Below are 19,550 nucleotides of genomic sequence, written 5' to 3'. Positions count from 1 at the left end.
CTAGCTCAAAATTCTTCCTTTAACCTATTGGTATCCAACTTTAGGAAGACGAACAACAAAGCGGTAAAGAACAGGAGTCCCGACCCTCCATAGCTAAAGAAGGGTAGGGGAATACCTATGGTCGGCAATACCCCAATGACCATTCCCACATTAATGAAGTAATGGATCAAAAGGATGGAGATTACCCCATAACCATACATTCGGCTAAAATCACTCTTCTGGCGTTCTGCCAAAAAAACCAATCGCAAAAACAATAAGGTAAAAAGGATTATGACGGTCGTAGTTCCCACAAAGCCCCATTCTTCACCTACGGTACTGAAAATATAATCAGTATGCTGTTCCGGGACAAAATCGCCCTTTGTTCGCGTACCCTCTAAAAAACCCTTTCCAAAGAATCCTCCGGATTCTATGGCCTTTTCGGATTGATAGGAATTATAGCCAATAGTCTTGCGGATTTGCTCCAATTTATTCGGGTCTTTTTCCAAGCGGAGCCAAAGACTAAATCTATCCCTATGGCGTTGTTCAAATACATTGTTGAAGACAAAATTTACAGAAAGTGAAAACAAAAGAGCGACTACGGCAATTGAAATGAGCGGTAAAATCGGGATTTTGGATTTCTTCTTTTTGAGTAAAAAGAATAGCAGTATCAGTAACACGGTAGCTATGCTCACCCAAACGGTTCCGAACATAAGGGTGGTTACGAAGACCAGTACTGCCAAAAAGCCCATGCCTAAATAATACAGAGGCAATCCTTCCCTAAAAATAACAAAAACCAATGAAAAGAATACCAATGCGCTTCCCGGATCCGGTTGCGGAATAATTAGTATTACGGGTACGAGAATGATCAAAAAGGCATATAATTGATCTTTCCCCCGTTTAATATCCGTTTGTATATCGCTCAGATATTTAGCCAATGCCAAAGCTGTTACTACTTTGGCAAGTTCTGAGGGTTGTAAGTTAAAAAAACCAAGATCATACCATGAAGTGGCCCCCGCTATGGTCTTCCCAAATATGAAAAGACCTAAAAGTAAAATTATGGAAACAATATAGAAAACACTGGAAAAGCGTTCATAAAAACTGGTTTCCATGGCCAAAATAATCATTATGGAAACCAAGCTTGCCCCTATAAAAAAAAGCTGTTTTCCATGTAAAGTACTAAAATTAAAAATGGATGGTTCCGCTTCCGTAAATGTGCTGGAGTAAATATTTACCCAGCCTATAAGCACCAATGCCAGGTAAATGAAAACAGTAAGCCAGTCGATTCGTTTTAGGACACTTCTACCAGACATACTCGTTTATCTTGAACTCCTCCCCGCTAAACGGTTTGGCATACTCATGCTCCAAGGTTTTTTCCAACATTCTTTTTTCGAGGTCCTTCCGTGTAATTTCTCTTTTCAAATATTTTTCAATCATTAGAGAGGCAATATGTCCCGCATATCGGGAACCATAATACCCATTTTCTATGTATACGGAAATGGCTATTTTGGGATTATCCACAGGTGCAAAAGCAACAAAGACTGAATGGTCCGTTAATTGTGTTTTAACACTGTCTATGATGGTAAAATTTTCCACGGTACCTGTCTTTCCTGCAATCTCTATGTCAGGAATTTGCACCCAGCGTGCGGTACCTTTTTTGTAAACATCGGCCATTCCTTGGATTATGGGTTCAAAATGTTTTCTATCGATTGTCGTTAGTTTGGGTTCCGTGTATTTGGGATTGGTAATATCCTTACCCTCAATTTTCTTAAGTACATGTGGGGTATAATAATGCCCTCTATTGGCTATGGCAGCGGTCATATTGGCCAACTGTATCGGGGTAACAGCTACCTCTCCCTGTCCTATGGAGTTGGAGATTATGGTTGAAGAAGCCCATCGATTATCACCATACCATTTGTCATAGAATTTCTTGCCAGGAATCCGTCCCGGACGGCCAGTGGGGAGGTCATAACCTAAATACCCACCCAATCCAAAGCTTTTTATATGTCTTTCCCAAACGTCCATCCCCTCGTCCGTGGTGTTGAACTTGTCATATATCTTTCGAAATGTACTGGCAAAATAGGCATTGCAAGATTTGTAGATTCCGCTGTTCATATTCCGGATTCCTCCACCGCAATGACAGCCTCTTTTTCTGCCTCCAACAAAAAAACCGCTATAACAGGTAACCGTAGTGCTCGGAGAAATAACACCTTCGTGCAGTGCTACCAAGGCATTTAAAGTTTTAAAAGGAGATCCAGGCGAACTTTCTGCCAAAATAGATCTGTTGAAAAGGGGTTTTGCAAGGCTATCGTTGTAGAGTTTGTTATAATTTCTGGAACGTTCCCTGCCCACCAATAGGGCAGGATCATAGGTAGGGCCCGAGATTAGGGAGAGAATCTCACCGGAAGCGGGTTCAATGGCCACAACCCCGCCCCGTTTTCCCTGCATCAAACGTTCCCCGTATTCTTGAAGCTCCTTATCCAGGGTTATGTGGATTTCCTTTCCTTGTTCCGGAAGCGTGTCCAAAATACCATCCTTATAGGGGCCGATATCCCTGTTAAATCGATCTTTTTGGATGTACTGTACGCCCTTTCTTCCCCTAAGGATGTCCTCATATTGTTTCTCCACGCCGGTACGTCCTGTAAGTTCTCCCTGTATATAGTAGGGATTTGCCGCCAAATCCCTTTCGTTTACTTCACTAATATAACCCAGAACACTAGCGGCGCTAGGTGTGTCATAGTAGCGCAAGGAACGTTTCTGTATATAGAACCCTTGATAACGGCGCATTTTTTCCTGCAAGCGGGCATAATCTTCCTTGGAAAGCTGGGGTACTAATACAGAAGGTAACCTTGGCGAGTAAATACGAGCTTTTCTCAACTCTTTCTTAAACTTCTTTTTATCAATTCCCAAGAGATTACAAAACTCCAAAGTATCTAGTGTCCTTACCTCTCGTGGAATGACCATTACGTCATATGCCGGGTCGTTTCCAACCAATAGTTCGCCATTTCGGTCATAGATATAGCCGCGTTCGGGATAATCATAAATTCGCTTAATGGCCGGATCTTCCAGTACCTGATCAGGAGAGAAACTGAATATCTGTAAATAGGAAAGCCTTCCAATAAAAGTTATTCCAATTAGTACAATAATGGATGAAAGCAGGATCTTTCTCATTCTTTCCTAATGCTAAAAAGTGAGCTGAACAATAAACACAAAACTAAGGTAGACAACCCTATGGCCAGCACTTTTTTTAGAATCAGCAGTATATTGGCCAAACTAAAGATTTCCAGTGCAAAGAAAACCATATGGTGCACTATAATTAATAACGCCAAAAATGTAATTTGTTGTGCCTTAGTGGCATTTCCTAACCTAAAACTCTGAAATTCATAGTTTACACCAAAAACGAAACGCATAATGGCGGGTCTTAGATAGGAGATGGTAACTGTTGAAGCTGCATGTATAGCCATAGTGTCCGAAAAAAAATCAATGAAAAAGCCCAACAAAAAACTTAGACCGATAAAGACCGCGCGGTTTTCTTTTATGGGATACCAATACAAAAATAATATATAGACCATAGGGTTGATGAACCCAAAGAAATTAAGTCTGTTGAACACCAGAACTTGCACTAGGACCAATAGCGTAAAGCGAACTACGTTAATAAAATACGAACTACTGATCATTTGAAAAGGTATTGGATTCCAACTCCAGTATTTCAGGTCTGTTGATATTGTCGATGATGTACACGTTTTTAATATTGGTCATATCATTGAACAAGGTAACATCTATATGGTAAAAACTATTGGAGGTATCCAAATTAAACTTCTTTATGGTCCCAATGGGGATATTCTCAGGAAAAATACTGCTCATTGCCCCGGTTACAATAGTGTCTCCAATGGTAAGGGGAACTAGCCGTGGAATATCTACCAGTTGTACAGTATTGTATTGTTTGGTATCCCATATTAAGGAGCCAAAATGATCTGTGTTCTTAATTTTGGCATTGATGTTAGAATTTTCGTTTAAAATGCTCTGGACGGTTGCAAACTTGTTAGATACATTTTCCACGATGCCTAAAATACCCTTGGCCGTAATGACGCCCATATCTGGTTGTACACTGTCCTTTTCACCTCTATTTATGGTGATGTAGTTTCTTGGGTCCGAGTAGCTATTTTTGATAACTTTTCCTGAAACAATGGTATACCTGATATTTGTGGTATCCAGTTCTACCGGGGTATTTATTTTTTTGTTGAATAATTGATCTCGCAACATTTTATTCTCTTCCACTAATCGTTTGTTTTCCTTGGTCAATCCAAAATAGGAAGAAATACCATGGGAGGTTGCATAGATATTTCCGGTTATCCAGTTGGATGAATTAAAGAATCGAGATTGATGGTAGGTATGCGATTGTACCGTGAAGGCCAATGAAATAATCAATAATAGGACATAGAGCAGAAAATTTTTATTTCGTACAATAAAGTTGATTATCTGCTGCATTCACTTTATAATTTTCTAAGGTTCCAGAAAACAGTTTTGAAAGAAAATGGAAATACCCAATAGGTATGGGAAGCCTCCTTATAGTAAGCTTTATTTGATTAGGATGCTCTTGTATCGCTCCAAGTTCTTTAACGCAATGCCAGTTCCTCTAACTACGGCTCTTAGTGGGTCTTCTGCGATATAAACCGGTAAATCAGTTTTTTGGGAAAGCCTTCTGTCCAATCCCCTTAACATGGACCCGCCACCAGCTAAATAAATACCTGTATTATAAATATCCGCTGCCAGTTCGGGAGGAGTCTGGGAAAGGGTCTCCATTACCGCGTCCTCTACCCTAAGAATAGATTTGTCAAGTGCCTTGGCAATTTCACGATAGGAAATCTGAACCTGTTTGGGTTTTCCGGTCAACAAATCCCGACCTTGTACCGATTTTTCATCAGGTGGGGTCTGAAGGTCCTCCGTTGCCGAGCCGATCTCAATCTTAATATTTTCAGCGGTACTTTCACCCACATATAAATTGTGTTGGGTTCGCATGTAATAAATGATATCATTCGTGAAAACATCACCCGCAATTTTGACCGATTTATCACAAACAATTCCACCAAGGGCAATTACTGCAATTTCGGTAGTTCCTCCTCCGATATCCACAATCATGTTCCCTTTGGGCTGCATAATGTCCAGACCGATACCTATGGCCGCTGCCATGGGTTCATGGATTAAATATACCTCCTTGCCGTTTACACGTTCGGCGGATTCCTTTACGGCCCGCATTTCAACCTCGGTTATACCTGATGGGATACAAATCACCATTCGTAAGGCAGGCGGAAACCATTTCTTTTTCAATGCCGGGATGTTCTTTATGAACATGTTGATCATTTTTTCCGAAGCATCGAAGTCAGCAATTACCCCATCTTTTAAAGGTCGTATGGTCTTTATGTTTTCATGGGTCTTGCCCTGCATCATATTGGCCTCTTTGCCTACTGCAATAATTTTACCGGAAATACGATCTCTGGCAACGATAGAGGGACTGTCCACGACAACCTTGTCCGCATGAATAATAAGTGTATTCGCGGTACCTAGGTCTATGGCAATTTCCTCCGTCAAGAAATCAAAAAATCCCATATTTTTTTAGTTTGGTTATGTTACGAGTTTGGATGGGGGAGTATTTCATCGACAAAAGTAACAAAATTAATGTTTGAAATGACGTGTCCCTGTCATTACCATAGCCATGCCATTTTCGTTACAGTAGTCAATGCTTAACTGATCTTTAATAGATCCGCCCGGCTGTATAACGCTGGTAATACCGCTTTTATTGGCAATTTCCACACAATCCGGAAAGGGAAAGAATGCATCGCTCGCCATCACGGCACCATCAAGCTCAAAATTGAAGGTTTGGGCCTTGTGGATCGCTTGATTCAGCGCATCCACACGAGAAGTTTGCCCGGTACCACTGGCACACAATTGTTTGTTTTTTGCCAGGACAATGGTATTGGATTTTGTATGCTTACATAATTTCGAAGCAAAGATGAGGTCTTCCAATTCACGTTTTGAAGGTTCCTTATCGGTCACATATTTTAAATCGATCAACGTATCGGTCTTGTAATCCTTGTCCTGTACCAAAATCCCATTCAAACAGGTCCTTACAAGAGTATCCGGCAAATCCGTCTCGTTTTGGATTAAAATTATACGGTTCTTTTTTCCCTTTAATATATTCAGAGCATCATCTGAATAACTGGGTGCAATGACCACTTCACAAAATAGTTTATGTATTTCTTCCGCGGTAGGTTTATCGATTTCTACGTTGCTGATTAAAATTCCGCCAAAGGCCGAGACAGGATCTCCGGCCAGTGCATCCACATAGGCTTGATGAATAGAATCCCTTGTAGCCAGGCCACAGGCATTATTGTGTTTTAGGATGGCAAAGGTGGGATCGTCCTTACGGAACTCGTTCATGAGATTTACCGCGGCATCCACATCCAAAAGGTTGTTATAGGAAAGTTCCTTACCATGTAGTTTGGTGAACATGGCTTCAAAATCACCAAAGAAAAATCCCTTTTGATGAGGGTTTTCACCATAACGAAGGCTTTTTCCCTTGGTTTCGCTGATTTTTAGGACGGCCATTTGCTGTTGATTGAAATAATTGAAAATAGCCGTATCATAATGAGACGAAACATTAAAAGCCTTGGTGGCAAAATTCTTGCGGTCCTCCAAAGACGTGCTCCCTTTACCTGTGGTAATTAACTCAAGAAACTCACCGTAATCCTCCATAGAGGATACACAAAGAACATCCTTGTAGTTTTTCGCTGCGGCCCGTATCAGGGAAATTCCGCCGATATCTATTTTTTCAATAATATCCTGTTCCGATGCACCACTTGCCACTGTTTTTTCAAAAGGGTATAGATCTACGATAACAATATCCAACTGTGGAATTTCATATTCATCCAATTGGGCTACATCACTTTCATTATCCTGGCGGTTTAAAATTCCACCAAAAACCTTTGGGTGTAAGGTTTTTACCCTTCCCCCCAAAATGGAAGGATAGCTGGTGACCTCTTCCACGGGCACAACATCAATGCCCAGTTCTTTAATGAATTTTTCAGTGCCTCCGGTGGAATAGACGGTAATACCAAGTTCTTGAAATTTTCTGACGATCGGCTCCAGTCCGTCCTTGTGGAATACGGATATCAGTGCCGAAGCGGCTTTTTTTACATTGCTCATTTGTATTGGGTTGTGGGATATGGTTTTAGACCCACAAAAATAATTTTTTTGAACGTAAAAAAGGGGCCAGTTATCAACAAAACGGGTAAAGTTTTAAAGAATCTTGGCGACCTCTGCCGTAACGAATTCCAAGAATCGTTCATCGTCTTTGGTAAAAGGATCTGGGGTGTTGGAGTCTATATCAATCTGCCCAATGTTTTCGCCATTTACGAACAAGGGAATTACAATTTCTGCCTTTACGGTAATACTACAGGCAATGTAGTTATCTTGGGCGGTAACATCGGGAACCACAAAATTCTGATTGCTAAGAGCCACTTGCCCACAGATTCCCTTTCCGAAAGGGATAATGGTATGATCAGTAGGCTCCCCGGCATAAGGCCCCAACTTCAGTTCTTCTTTTTCCCCATTCCTAAAATAGAAGCCTACCCAATCGTAATAATAAACTTCCTTTTTTAGAAGCTCGCAGATTCTTTGAAGACAGGATGTTACATCGGATTTCTGTTCAATGATAGAAACTACTTTTTCCTTTAATGAATCCAACATAGGACTATACTGTTTATAGTTTCAAAAGTCGAGGTTTTTATTAAAACTAACATAATGTCAATGCCATAAATATTCGTTAAGGATATGCTATGATACGGGGTGGAATGTAAATATTCGTATTTTTGTATCTATGAAAGCGATAATTTCCAAAGGAGTGTCCCTCGCAATGGCACTGCTCTTGCTTGCCTCTACTACCTCTTGGACGGTCGGTAAGCATTATTGCATGGGCCATTTGGTCAGTGTGTCGCTTTTTGCCCATGCCCCAGATTGTGGTATGAACATGGGAGATTCAATGGGCGCTACTTCACAAATGGAGATGGAGGGCTCTTGTTGTAGCGACCAACTTATTGTAGTGGAAGGGCAAGATCACTTGACTATTTCCCTTAACGATAGTATTCTTGTTCCACAACCTTTTTTAACTGCTATTACATATTCCTATTTGGTCTTGTTCGAAGCCAAGGAAGAGCGTCCCGTACCCCACGAACATTATCCTCCACCCCTATTGTTTAAGGACATTCATGTTCTTGACCAGGTTTTCCTCATTTGATTTATTCGTCATTCCCAAATAGGCGGAAGTCTGCCTGTTTTATTCCTCGTTTTTTTAGAAGGAGATAATATCGAGTCGTACAGAAAAAATCTCCCTTTTCTGGGACATGACAATAAATCTAAAACAAAATGAAACATATATATAAGATTACCGGAATGACCTGTAGCGGATGCTCGGCTTCCGTTACCGAAAAACTATCCCAAGTTAGCGGTGTTACAAAGGTTGATGTGAATTTGGAAAAAGCGGAAGCGGAAATTTCCATGGATACACTTGTTTCTATAAATACACTAAAATTGGCCCTGCCAGATAAATACAGCATCTTGGAACGAGAAAACCATGCTGAGGATATAATTATGAGCAAGACAGAAGAAAAAACGAAGCTACAACAATTAAGACCGCTGTTGCTGATCTTCATATACCTCTTTGCCACAGCTTTTTTGCTCAACTATAAGGAAGGGAATGTGCATTCGGCCATGCTGGATTTTATGGGCCTCTTTTACATAGTATTTAGCTTTTTTAAGCTGTTGGACTTGAAAGGTTTCCCTGAGAGTTTTCGTATGTACGACCCATTGGCCAGAGCAGTACCTATTTATGGATGGATTTATCCCTTTATAGAATTGGCACTCGGACTGATGTTCCTGATGCGCTATTCCGTAACCACAGCGCTCATTGCAACTATAGTATTCTTGGGGATTACGACCATAGGAGTAACCAAGACTTTGCTAGATAAAAAAAGTATCCAATGTGCTTGTTTGGGGACTGCCCTTAAGCTGCCTATGACCGAAGCAACATTCATTGAAAATGCTATAATGTTGGTCATGGCCGTTATCATGTTGGTCCAAATTGTTTAAAAAGGGAAAGATGAAAAAGTATATAATACTGGTCGTTATGGCCATTCCATTGTTTTCCCTTTCCCAAGATAAAGTAGAAGGTATGATTATGGAAGGGAATCCTGAGAATGAACATATTGGCCTGCCTGGCGCCAATGTGTATTGGATGGATTCTCAAATAGGAACGGTTACCGATGCTGAGGGTCTTTTTAGCATACCTTATTACAAGGAATATAATAAATTGATCATTAGCTATATTGGATTTCAATCGGATACGTTATCGATAGATTCGCCCCAAATGCTGCATCACACTCTCAGGCCGACCAATGAATTGGACGAAGTGGTGGTAGAAAGGAAACGTGATGCCGTTCAAAAAACCTACTTCAGCGCACAAAATGTGGTCACAGTAAATAGTGCCGAATTATTAAAGGCCGCCTGTTGCAATCTTTCTGAAAGTTTTGAGACCAATCCGGCCATCGATGTTAATTTCAATGACGCCCTTACCGGTACCAAACAAATTCAGATGCTGGGGTTAACAAGCCCCTATTTGTTGATTACCCAGGAGAACATTCCAATGGTGCGTGGAGCCTCGCAAGCTTATGGTTTGACCTTTATTCCCGGAACGTGGGTTGAAAGCATCCAGATTACCAAGGGGGCCGGAAGTGTGGTCAATGGATATGAAAGTATTTCTGGGCAAATCAATACCGAATTAGTGAAACCCTTTAGGGACAATGCTCTTTTTGTAAATGGCTATGCCAATAGAAATGGCCGTTTGGAACTCAATACCCATTTTAATCAAAAATTGACGGATAAATTGAGCACAGGATTTTATGTGCACGGGAACAGGAGAGATCAAAAAGAAGATCGGAATACTGATGGATTTTTGGATGCGCCATTGACCAATCAGATTAATGTGATGAACCGTTGGCAGTATCAGAATCCGGAAAAGGGCTGGGTAAGTTTTGTCAATTTTCGTTTTCTTAACGATGAAAAGCAAGTAGGGGAGACCAATTTTGAACCTATATCCAATGGGCCCACGACGAATACACCTGCCCTGAGCGAAGTCGAAGGGTGGGGCGGTGAAATCGATACCCGAAGGTTTGATTCCTCCCTGAAACTGGGTTATGTGTTTCCGGAGCTTCCCTTTCAAAGTTTCGGATTCCAGGCTTCCTATAGCATACACAAACAAAATTCGTACTACGGATTCAATCGTTACGATATTGACCATGAAAGCATCTACTCCAATCTTATTTTCAATTCCATTCTTGGGGATACCCGGAACAAATTCAAAGCAGGATTGACCTTTGCGTATGATTCCTATGACGAGCTGGTTAACACTCAAGATTTTGAAAGGATAGATCATTCGGTCGGGGCTTTTTTCGAATATAGCTATGACAATCTGGAAAAAGTTAGCCTAACGGCAGGACTACGAGTGGATGACCATAATCGTTTGGGAACGTTTATTACCCCTAGATTTCATATTCGATATACGCCCTGGGAAAAAGCAAGTCTTAGGGGGTCTTTTGGAAGAGGTAGGCGAGCGGCAAATATTTTCGCAGAGAACCAGCAGTTGTTTGCGTCATCACGTCAGATTCAAGTATTGGACTCCAATGGTAGTGTTTATGGCCTGGATCCCGAGGACGCATGGAACTATGGGCTTAGCTTTATTCAAGGCTTTACTTTTTTGGATAGGCCTGGAAACGTAACCTTGGATTTCTATAGAACGGATTTTCGTAATCAGGTAGTGGTAGATTGGGAAAATCCTGATGAGATTTCCTTCTATAACTTGGAGGGGAAGAGTTATGCCAATAGCTTACAATTGGAACTGAACCATGAAATTTTAAGCAATCTGGAAGTCCGAACGGCATATAAATATTATCAGGTAGAAGTGGATTACCGACCGGGAAGGTTGCAAAAACCCTTATTGGCGCGGCACCGTTTCTTTGCCAATTTGGGGTACCAGACTGAAATTAAAGGGAATGGGTCTCAATGGCGATTTGATTACACGGTACATACGTTGGGCAAACAACGCCTACCGGATACATCCTCCAACCCCGAACCATTTCGGTTGGGGGCATTTTCGGAATCCTATAGTTTAATGAACGCCCAGGTGACCAAAGTCTTCTCCAAAAAGTTCGAAGTTTATTTAGGGGGTGAAAATTTGACTAATTTTACGCAGAGCAATCCGGTTTTAGGATCTCAAGATCCCTTTGGCCCATATTTTGATACCACAATAGTGTTTGCACCCATTATGGGAAGAATGTTCTATACGGGCTTCCGGCTTAAACTATGATACTATTAGATGGAGAACCATCCAGTCCTAAAAATTTAAGAATATGAAAAAAACAATAATATTTACTTTTTTAATGCTAATATCCGTAACCGTTTTTGCTCAAGAAAAAAACAAGAAATTGACTATGGAAGTCGATGGCAAGTGTGAAATGTGCAAAATGCGGATAGAAAAGGCGGCACTAGGGGTAAAGGGAGTAAAATATGCCCTTTGGGATATCCCTTCCCATCAATTGTCATTGATTATTGATGAAAGAAAGACAGATCCTATGAAAATCAAGACCGCCTTGGTAACAGTAGGTCATGATACCAAGGAACTCAAAGCTACCGAGGAAGCCTACAATAGTGTACACCCCTGTTGTAAATATCGTGAGGATAACAAGAATGGCAGTAAAGAGCATTAATAATTGTTAGGGAAACACCATAATTTCTCCCTAAAAGTTAAATTTTAAGGTTTGCCGCCCAATCTAGGTAGGTAAATGTAAGGACACCCCATTTTTTCGCACTAAAGAGAATATCACAAAAGGTTGATATAAGTGCGAAAGATCTTTATTATCGCCATTTTTATGTTGGCACAGCAACTTTTTTCCCAAACTTGTTGTTCCGGAGGTGTGCCTTTATCCAATAATTTAGGATTGCCCAATGAAGGGAAGGGGGTCTGGATTTTTGGATTGAATTACGACTACAACAATTTGAATACCTTAAATGCAGGTACTGACAAACTTGATGATGATTCCCGATTGCGCATTACCAATTCTGTTTTAGTAAGCTTGGGCTATGCTTTTACGGACAGGATTTCTGTAGAAGCACTCTTCACATGGGTAAACCAGACACGTACCATTACGCAATTTGGGAATGAGAATTTCACCGAGACCACTGGTATTGGTGATGCTGTTTTCCTTGCGAAATATGCCATTCCGGATATCTTGGGAGAACGAACCGTCTTGAATTTGGGACTGGGGACCAAGGCACCTTTAGGCAAATCGGATTTGACTACCGAAGAGGGGTTTCAGCTGACCGCCGATCTTCAACCTGGGAGCGGGGCATGGGACATGATTGGATGGATGTCCGTTTCCAAAGGGCTTAATTTTAGACCCTCAGCCACTATTTCGGGAAGCTTTACCTATCGCTTAACAGGCAAGAACAATTCATATCTTAATAATACTTCTACCTATGAATTTGGCGATGTGATACAAGCCAATTTGGGATATACGGATCAGTTTCTTTTGTTCAATACCATATTTAACCCTGGAGTCGTGTTTAAATACCGGAATGCTTCCGTGGACAGAGTAGAAGATTCCGATCTGCCCAATACTGGGGGGGAATGGGTTTTTGTTAGGCCCGAAATAGGAGCACAAATTACACCCAGTATTGTACTCAATACCAGATTGGAATTACCGATATATAGTTATGTGGATGGCACACAGCTTACACCTACCTTGCGGTTCACTGCTGGAATCTCATTTATATTGAAAAAGAAGGAATTAAACGTTTTAAACTAAATTAGCTATGAAAAACACGTTATTTTTACTGGTTTGCGGCACGCTTTTATTGTCGTGCAGCTCATCGAGTACTCAACAAACTGAACAAAATCCTGATGTTCAAGGAAACCCAAATCCCTCCTCAAATGAATGGAGCATTCCGGTCTCTGAAGTTTTGGACGGTGGACCTGGAAGGGACGGCATCCCTGCGCTGGAGAATCCTAATTTTGTTGTCGCTGAAGATGCTTCGGCCGTTTTAAGGGATACGGATTTGGTAATAGGGTTCAAAAATGGGAATGACATTCGCGCGTATCCCCATATTATTTTGGATTGGCATGAAATTGTTAATGATAATATAGATGACATTTCCCTTGCCGTAACCTATTGCCCGCTGACTGGTACGGGAATCGGCTGGAATAGAATCATCAATGGAAGCGAAACTACTTTTGGAGTATCGGGGTTGTTGTACCAGACCAATTTGGTACCTTTTGATCGGGCGACATTGAGCAATTGGTCACAGATATTGAACGAATCCGTAAATGGTAACCTTTTGGGGGAAAAAGCAGAGTTGATTCCTGTGGTAGAAACCGATTGGGGAACTTGGAAATCTATGTTTCCATCTACCAAAGTTTTAAGTTTGAATACCGGGTTTTCAAGAACCTATGGAATTTACCCCTACCGAGATTACAGAACTAACAACGATTTCTTTATTTTCCCAACACCTAAGGATGATAGATTGCCGTTAAAGGAACGCGTACATGCCATAGTAGATGGCGGCGATGCAAAAGCTTATCGCTTTGCGGATGTTGAAACCTCGAGTGTAATCAGGGACTCCTTTAATGGAAAAGAATATTTGGTAGTCGGAAATTCAGAGTTTATTATCTCTTTTGAACTAAATGGATCCCAGAATACCTTGGAATTTGAATTTAATTTTGATGGCAATTCAGAAGCCATTGTACAGGATACCAATGGTACCCAATGGAATGCTTTTGGAGAGGTAATCTCCGGATCCGGTAGTCCTTTAAAAGTATCTTCCTCTTTTATGGGGTACTGGTTCTCCATTCCGGCTTTTTATGAGACGGCGTTATTTGGGGAATAGTTTTTTTATGGATTCCCCATAATATAAAAGCCTCTCTGGAATTCCAGAGAGGCTTTTACTTTATAAAATGTTTACTCCTACCTTATTACATCATTCCAGGCATACCGCCACCGCCTCCCATTGGAGGAGCTGCTGGTGCTTCTTCTTTGATGTCCGTCAAGGCACATTCGGTAGTTAAGATCATGCCGGCTACCGAAGCGGCATTTTCCAATGCAATTCTAGCCACCTTGGTAGGATCTATGATACCTGCCTTAAGCATGTCCACGTACTTTTCAGATTTGGCATCGTACCCATAATCGGCCTTGCCTTCATTTACTTTGGCTACCACAACAGAGCCTTCACCTCCTGCGTTCTCGACAATTGTCCTGATTGGGGATTCAATTGCCCTGGCAACGATCTGTACCCCAGTTTCCTCATCGGCGTTTTCAGTGGACACTTTGGAGAGCATTTTCTTTGCTCTTACCAGAGCTACGCCCCCACCGGCAACGATACCTTCCTCAACGGCTGCCCTTGTTGCATGTAACGCATCGTCCACACGGTCTTTTTTCTCTTTCATTTCAACTTCGGAGGCGGCCCCAACATATAGTACGGCTACACCACCGGCCAATTTGGCCAAACGTTCCTGAAGTTTTTCTTTGTCGTAATCAGAAGTGGTCGTTTCAATTTGGGATTTGATCTGGTTTACCCTGGTTTTAATGTTTTTTGCTGCTCCAGATCCGTTGACAATAGTGGTGTTGTCCTTATCAATGGTTACCTTCTCACAGCTACCCAACATATCTATGGTAGTATTTTCTAAAGAGAAGCCTCTTTCCTCTGAAATAACCGTACCATTGGTCAATATGGCGATATCCTCCAACATAGCCTTTCTTCTATCTCCAAAGCCTGGGGCTTTTACGGCGGCAATTTTCAAAGACCCCCTTAATTTGTTCACTACCAATGTGGCCAAAGCCTCACCATCAACATCTTCGGCAATGATCAACAAAGGTTTCCCGGATTGCGCTACTGGCTCCAATACGGCAAGTAAATCTTTCATTGCTGAAATTTTCTTGTCGAACAATAAAATATAAGGATTTTCCAAGTCCGCAGTCATTTTTTCGGAATCGGTCACGAAATATGGAGAGAGGTACCCTCGGTCAAACTGCATCCCTTCAACAACGTCAACATAAGTATCCGTTCCTTTGGCCTCTTCTACAGTGATAACCCCTTCTTTTCCAACCTTTCCGAAAGCCTGTGCAATAAGATCACCTATGGCCTCGTCGTTATTGGCGGAAATAGCGGCAACTTGTTTTATTTTTTCCGAAGAATCTCCTACTCGTTTTGATTGCTTTGAAAGATTCTGCACTATGGTATCAACGGCTTTGTCTATTCCCCTTTTCAAATCCATAGGATTTGCGCCGGCAGCTACGTTTTTTAAACCTTCCTTTACAATAGCCTGTGCTAGGACCGTAGCGGTAGTGGTACCGTCTCCCGCCAGATCATTGGTCTTGGAAGCCACTTCTTTTACCATTTGTGCACCCATATTTTCAAGGGCATCCGCCAATTCTATCTCTTTTGCTACGGTTACCCCATCTTTGGTAACGACAGGAGAACCAAAGGATTTGCTTATGATTACGTTTCTTCCCTTAGGACCTAGTGTTACTTTTACCGCGTTGGCCAGGGCATCTACTCCCCTTTTTAGACCGTCACGCGCTTCAATATCAAATTTTATGTCTTTTGCCATAATTAAAATTTTACTGTATTAAAATTTAAAATCCCAAACTTCAATTTCCAAATTCCAAGCTTTTGGGATTTGGGATTTGTTTTTTTGGAGTTTGGTTTTAAATAATTGCTAAAATGTCACTTTCGCGCATCATAAGATAATCGGTACCTTCCAATTTTAGTTCCGTACCGGAATATTTTCCGTAGAGAACTGTATCACCCACCTTTACCGTAATCGCTTCATCTTTTGTGCCAGGGCCCACGGCAACCACTTTGCCCTGTTGTGGTTTTTCTTTAGCGGTATCCGGGATGTAGATGCCGGATGCAGTCTTGGTTTCGGCCGCCATGGGTTCAATAAGTACCCTATCTGCCAATGGTTTGATGTTAACTTTAGCCATATTTAATAGTTTTAATTGATTTAAAAATTCTTGGTTTTACTTGACAGAAATTATGCCATTTCCTAAAAACTGACACTTTGTAAAATAAAAAATGCCAGCTTGTCATTTTTGCTGGCATTTTGATATGTTCGTCCAATGGATTACAATGAGTCCGTAGGATCTACTCCGTCATTTGTTGCAGGTGCCGGGATTTCTTCCGGTACCGTTTCGGGAACCGTTGTTTCTATGTCGTCACCTTGAAGCAATTTTGAATCGGCTTCGCCAAAATTTCCTTTAAGTGCAACATTGGAAGCCAAAATAAGGACCACTAACAAAATGGCCAGGGTCCAAGTACTTTTATCCAGAAAGTCTCCGGTCTTTTTTACACCACCTACAATTTGGCTGCCCCCTCCACCAAAAGAAGAGGATAGCCCACCTCCTTTTGGATTTTGGACCATAATGACCAAGACCAATAGAAAACAGACTATGATGATAAGGACTAAAAAAATAGTGAACGTATTCATCTTTTATCGTACTATGTTTTTTTCTGTAATTTTTGTATCGCCTTTATGCGGTCTGCAAAGAAACCACTTTTTTCCGGATATTTCAAACTCAATATTTTATAAGCCTGCACTGCTTTTTTATACTTTTTTTGCTCCAAATATACCTTCGCCAAGGTCTCGGTCATCAATTCATTTTTATCGATTTTTAAGGATGATTTAATATCCACATTGGAGTTTGGACTTTCCTTTGGTACAATTTTGGGATTGTCCGCTATAAACTTGTCAATTAACTCGAATTTTTTGGTTTTCAACACTTCTTCCTCTATTGGGAAATGTGTCTGTTTTGCGTCAGCGTCCGGTATTGGACCTTTGCTTCTTCGTACTGTTTTTAAGGAGGCAAGCTTTAGCCATTCCGTAAAGGAATACTTTTCCTTTTTAGTGAATGGTAAAGGATCTCCCAATTGCAGGTTGTCCTCAGTTTTTTCATCTTTTTCAGATGAAGTTTCCGCAACTTTTTGGTTTTTCGACTCAAATAGGTGAGGGTCTAAAATCTGATCGGCTTGGCCGCTGTTTTGGGGAAGGGGGGCATCCTTGGATTTTTCAATTAAAAAAATACTTTCATTATCTGAGGGTAATACCTCTTCCGAAACAGTTTCGGTATTTGCCAGTGAGATGGCTTTTCCTGAAATGGAATCTGCAATATTATTTTGAAGAAAGTTGCTTGAAGTTATGAAATCGAACAGTATATCTCGGTCCGAAGAATAGGCTGCTGTCACCTTTAAGGCATTATTGTATTTAAAACTATTGAGGTTTTTTAACCCCTTTAAATGCAGTGCCCGTGCAGCCTGAAAATACGGGTATTCATCCAAAACGTCTTCCAGTTGTTTGGTCTGTACGGGGGATACCACTTTTTCCGGGTACTGAATGAGATATGTGAATTCCGCTACATTCAAGATATAAGGCTACTGGGTTATTTTCAAATTAAACTCTTTCAATCTTGTCCTTCCAACTTCATTTTTCATACTTCCGATCCTGTGTTTGTGTTTTACCAATCCGCCAAGGAAGCATTGAAGATATCCTGGGTTATCCTTTCAAAAATGACTTCATGTGCCTCAGACTGTATAGCCGTCAACTGTACATTTGCGTCATAATCAAAGAAAAAGGAGAATCGTTGTTCAAAATCGGCATCCTCTTTGGTCTTGTTGTAGAAGCGAACCTTTACCGCCATTGAAAGCCTATTTTGCGCCGCTCTCTGTTGTGCGGTCGCGGTCATTGGAGACACACGGTATTCCACAATTTCGCCTTCATAAAGCAAATCCCCACTGGAAGAAGTAAGCTGCAAGCTGGTCTGATTTAGGATTCTGTCCTGTAGTGCCAGGGTGAAGTCCCTGTCCAATCCAGGGGCAAAAACAGATCCCGGGCTTTGGGTGGCATAATTTTGAAAGTAGGGAACTTCAAAAGTCTCCGCCGTACCAACGTCTCCACCGGTAAAGTTATATATTCCGCAACTGCTTGGAAAGATTGCGAGAATCACTAAAACTATCGAAAAACTGAATTTTGATTTGTACACTTTTCCTTTTTAAACCAAGAATAAAAAATATAGGGCTAATAGAGAAAGTTTTTCACTTTCTTTTATGACCAAATTCCTTGGAAACTCTCTTTTTTTAATCAAGTACCAACCTCAAAGATCATATTGCTTTATTTTTCTGTATAAGGTACGCTCCGAGATGCCCAATTCTGCAGCTGCCGCTTTCCGTTTCCCTCTGTTGCGCTCCAAGGACTTTTTTATCAATTCTATTTCCTTTTCTTGTAAAGATAGGGTTTCTTCTTCCTCTATCTCCTCTGCAAAATGATACTTGTCCTCTTGAGGCTGAGTATATGTTTGGGGTTCTAAATGAGGCTCCGGAAGTTGCAGGACCTCCATGGAGGTGCTTTCCTCTTCTTGAGCCTCTTCCCCATTGGTCCCATAGATTTTCCGGATTAGGGTTTCGTTCTCTTCCTGTACCTTGGCAGAATCTTTGTTCTTTAATAATTCCAGGGTAAGCTTCTTCAAATCATTAAGGTCCCCCTTCATGTCGAACAAAACCTTGTACAAAATTTCTCGCTCGTTACTAAAACTCCCCTCATCATTCTTTTGGTCTACCACTGCTGGCAGGTTACTTCTGTTCGCATTGGGCAGGTAACCGTTTAATACATATGCGGATATGTTTCTTTCCTCTTCAAGTACCGAAATCTGTTCCGCTATATTGCGTAATTGCCTTACGTTACCGGGCCATCGGTGTTTTAAGAGCAGTTGAACGGCATCGTCTTGCAATCGTATTGTGGGCATTTTGTATTTCTGGCCAAAATCCGATGCGAATTTCCTGAATAAAAGATGAATATCACCTTGGCGTTCGCGTAAAGGAGGAATATTAATTTCAACGGTACTTAACCTATAGTATAGGTCTTCCCTAAACTTCTCTTTCTTTATGGCGTCCAGCATATCCATGTTGGTGGCGGCCACAATACGAACGTCCGTTTTTTGTACCTGTGAAGACCCCACCTTTAAAAACTCGCCGTTCTCCAAAACCCTTAACAGGCGTACTTGGGTTGTAAGTGGGAGCTCTCCAACCTCGTCAAGGAATATAGTCCCGCCATCAGCTACTTCAAAATAACCGCTCCTGGTTTGTGTGGCACCGGTAAAAGAGCCTTTTTCATGGCCAAAAAGCTCACTATCTATGGTGCCTTCAGGGATGGCTCCACAGTTCACCGCAATGTATTTTGCGTGTTTTCTATGGGACAGGGAATGTATGATTTTTGGAACGGCTTCCTTACCTACGCCACTTTCGCCGGTGACCAAGACCGAAATATCGGTCGGCGCCACCTGGATGGCTTTTTCCAATGCCCTGTTTAGTTTGGGGTCATTGCCGATAATTTCGAAACGTTGTTTTATTGCTTGTACTGATTCCATTTAGTTTCTTTCATTCTTCCGACATGAAAATGCCGTTTATGGCACAGTTCAAAT

19 protein-coding genes are annotated in these 19,550 nt (G+C 41.3%); 6 read left to right on the top strand and 13 right to left on the bottom strand.

Annotated elements, in window-relative coordinates:
* Nucleotides 1-5: 5 nt before the first annotated feature.
* The 7 genes from rodA to ACP2AF_RS02060 form a co-directional block, all read right to left on the bottom strand.
* Nucleotides 6-1,289 (bottom strand): rod shape-determining protein RodA, encoded by a 1,284-nt coding sequence (gene rodA / locus ACP2AF_RS02090; protein ID WP_425234587.1) that lies wholly within the window; start codon nt 1,287-1,289, stop codon nt 6-8.
* Nucleotides 1,279-3,147: a penicillin-binding protein 2 gene (gene mrdA, locus ACP2AF_RS02085; protein WP_425234586.1), complete on the bottom strand. Its 1,869-nt coding sequence runs from the start codon at nt 3,145-3,147 to the stop codon at nt 1,279-1,281. The genes rodA and mrdA overlap by 11 nt, the downstream gene beginning before the upstream one ends.
* Nucleotides 3,144-3,653, bottom strand: coding sequence for a rod shape-determining protein MreD (locus tag ACP2AF_RS02080; RefSeq protein WP_425234585.1), 510 nt, complete (start codon nt 3,651-3,653; stop codon nt 3,144-3,146). The genes mrdA and ACP2AF_RS02080 overlap by 4 nt, the downstream gene beginning before the upstream one ends.
* Nucleotides 3,643-4,464 (bottom strand): rod shape-determining protein MreC, encoded by an 822-nt coding sequence (mreC, locus tag ACP2AF_RS02075; RefSeq protein WP_425234584.1) that lies wholly within the window; start codon nt 4,462-4,464, stop codon nt 3,643-3,645. The genes ACP2AF_RS02080 and mreC overlap by 11 nt, the downstream gene beginning before the upstream one ends.
* Nucleotides 4,465-4,554: 90 nt before the next feature.
* On the bottom strand, nt 4,555-5,583 hold the full coding sequence (locus ACP2AF_RS02070) for a rod shape-determining protein (protein WP_120710592.1): 1,029 nt from the start codon (nt 5,581-5,583) through the stop codon (nt 4,555-4,557).
* Between the two features lie 66 nt (nt 5,584-5,649).
* Nucleotides 5,650-7,179, bottom strand: a complete 1,530-nt coding sequence (gene purH, locus ACP2AF_RS02065; RefSeq protein WP_425234583.1) for a bifunctional phosphoribosylaminoimidazolecarboxamide formyltransferase/IMP cyclohydrolase — start codon at nt 7,177-7,179, stop codon at nt 5,650-5,652.
* 93 nt (nt 7,180-7,272) lie between these two features.
* Nucleotides 7,273-7,722 carry a GAF domain-containing protein gene (locus ACP2AF_RS02060; RefSeq protein WP_425234582.1) on the bottom strand — a complete coding sequence of 150 codons (450 nt, stop codon included), beginning with the start codon at nt 7,720-7,722 and terminating at the stop codon, nt 7,273-7,275.
* A 130-nt stretch (nt 7,723-7,852) separates the two neighbouring features.
* Here ACP2AF_RS02060 and ACP2AF_RS02055 point away from each other — a divergent pair, with 130 nt between their 5' ends.
* The 6 genes from ACP2AF_RS02055 (at nt 7,853) to ACP2AF_RS02030 (ending at nt 13,968) form a co-directional block, all read left to right on the top strand.
* Nucleotides 7,853-8,269 carry an HYC_CC_PP family protein gene (locus tag ACP2AF_RS02055; protein WP_425234581.1) on the top strand — a complete coding sequence of 139 codons (417 nt, stop codon included), beginning with the start codon at nt 7,853-7,855 and terminating at the stop codon, nt 8,267-8,269.
* Nucleotides 8,270-8,397: 128 nt separating this feature from the next.
* The gene (locus ACP2AF_RS02050; RefSeq protein ID WP_425234580.1) at nt 8,398-9,120 is read left to right on the top strand and encodes a heavy-metal-associated domain-containing protein; all 723 of its coding nucleotides are present in this window, start codon (nt 8,398-8,400) and stop codon (nt 9,118-9,120) included.
* Between the two features lie 10 nt (nt 9,121-9,130).
* Nucleotides 9,131-11,392 carry a TonB-dependent receptor gene (locus tag ACP2AF_RS02045; protein WP_425234579.1) on the top strand — a complete coding sequence of 754 codons (2,262 nt, stop codon included), beginning with the start codon at nt 9,131-9,133 and terminating at the stop codon, nt 11,390-11,392.
* Between the two features lie 43 nt (nt 11,393-11,435).
* On the top strand, nt 11,436-11,792 hold the full coding sequence (locus ACP2AF_RS02040) for a heavy-metal-associated domain-containing protein (protein ID WP_425234578.1): 357 nt from the start codon (nt 11,436-11,438) through the stop codon (nt 11,790-11,792).
* Between the two features lie 132 nt (nt 11,793-11,924).
* The gene (locus tag ACP2AF_RS02035) at nt 11,925-12,890 is read left to right on the top strand and encodes a hypothetical protein (RefSeq protein ID WP_425234577.1); all 966 of its coding nucleotides are present in this window, start codon (nt 11,925-11,927) and stop codon (nt 12,888-12,890) included.
* 7 nt (nt 12,891-12,897) lie between these two features.
* A complete protein-coding gene (locus ACP2AF_RS02030; RefSeq protein WP_425234576.1) occupies nt 12,898-13,968 on the top strand; it encodes a DUF3179 domain-containing protein in 1,071 nt (356 codons plus the stop codon).
* Nucleotides 13,969-14,053: 85 nt separating this feature from the next.
* On the opposite strand, the gene groL is transcribed toward ACP2AF_RS02030, so the two are convergent.
* From groL to ACP2AF_RS02000, 6 genes are all read right to left on the bottom strand, one after another.
* On the bottom strand, nt 14,054-15,688 hold the full coding sequence (gene groL / locus ACP2AF_RS02025) for a chaperonin GroEL (protein WP_425234575.1): 1,635 nt from the start codon (nt 15,686-15,688) through the stop codon (nt 14,054-14,056).
* A gap of 97 nt (nt 15,689-15,785) precedes the next feature.
* Nucleotides 15,786-16,064 carry a co-chaperone GroES gene (locus ACP2AF_RS02020; RefSeq protein ID WP_120710601.1) on the bottom strand — a complete coding sequence of 93 codons (279 nt, stop codon included), beginning with the start codon at nt 16,062-16,064 and terminating at the stop codon, nt 15,786-15,788.
* 140 nt (nt 16,065-16,204) lie between these two features.
* On the bottom strand, nt 16,205-16,567 hold the full coding sequence (secG, locus tag ACP2AF_RS02015; RefSeq protein WP_425234574.1) for a preprotein translocase subunit SecG: 363 nt from the start codon (nt 16,565-16,567) through the stop codon (nt 16,205-16,207).
* Nucleotides 16,568-16,578: 11 nt separating this feature from the next.
* Entirely contained in the window at nt 16,579-17,499 is a 921-nt protein-coding gene (locus ACP2AF_RS02010) for a hypothetical protein (protein WP_425234573.1), read from the bottom strand.
* 92 nt (nt 17,500-17,591) lie between these two features.
* Nucleotides 17,592-18,116 carry an LptE family protein gene (locus tag ACP2AF_RS02005; protein ID WP_425234572.1) on the bottom strand — a complete coding sequence of 175 codons (525 nt, stop codon included), beginning with the start codon at nt 18,114-18,116 and terminating at the stop codon, nt 17,592-17,594.
* Between the two features lie 111 nt (nt 18,117-18,227).
* The gene (locus ACP2AF_RS02000; RefSeq protein WP_425234571.1) at nt 18,228-19,496 is read right to left on the bottom strand and encodes a sigma-54 interaction domain-containing protein; all 1,269 of its coding nucleotides are present in this window, start codon (nt 19,494-19,496) and stop codon (nt 18,228-18,230) included.
* Nucleotides 19,497-19,550 lie beyond the last annotated feature (54 nt).

This window comes from Ulvibacterium sp. (genome assembly GCF_965248315.1).
Lineage (GTDB): Bacteria > Bacteroidota > Bacteroidia > Flavobacteriales > Flavobacteriaceae > Ulvibacterium.
The sequence above is the reverse complement of the archived record's forward strand: the minus strand, read 5'-3'. Positions and strand labels throughout refer to the sequence as shown.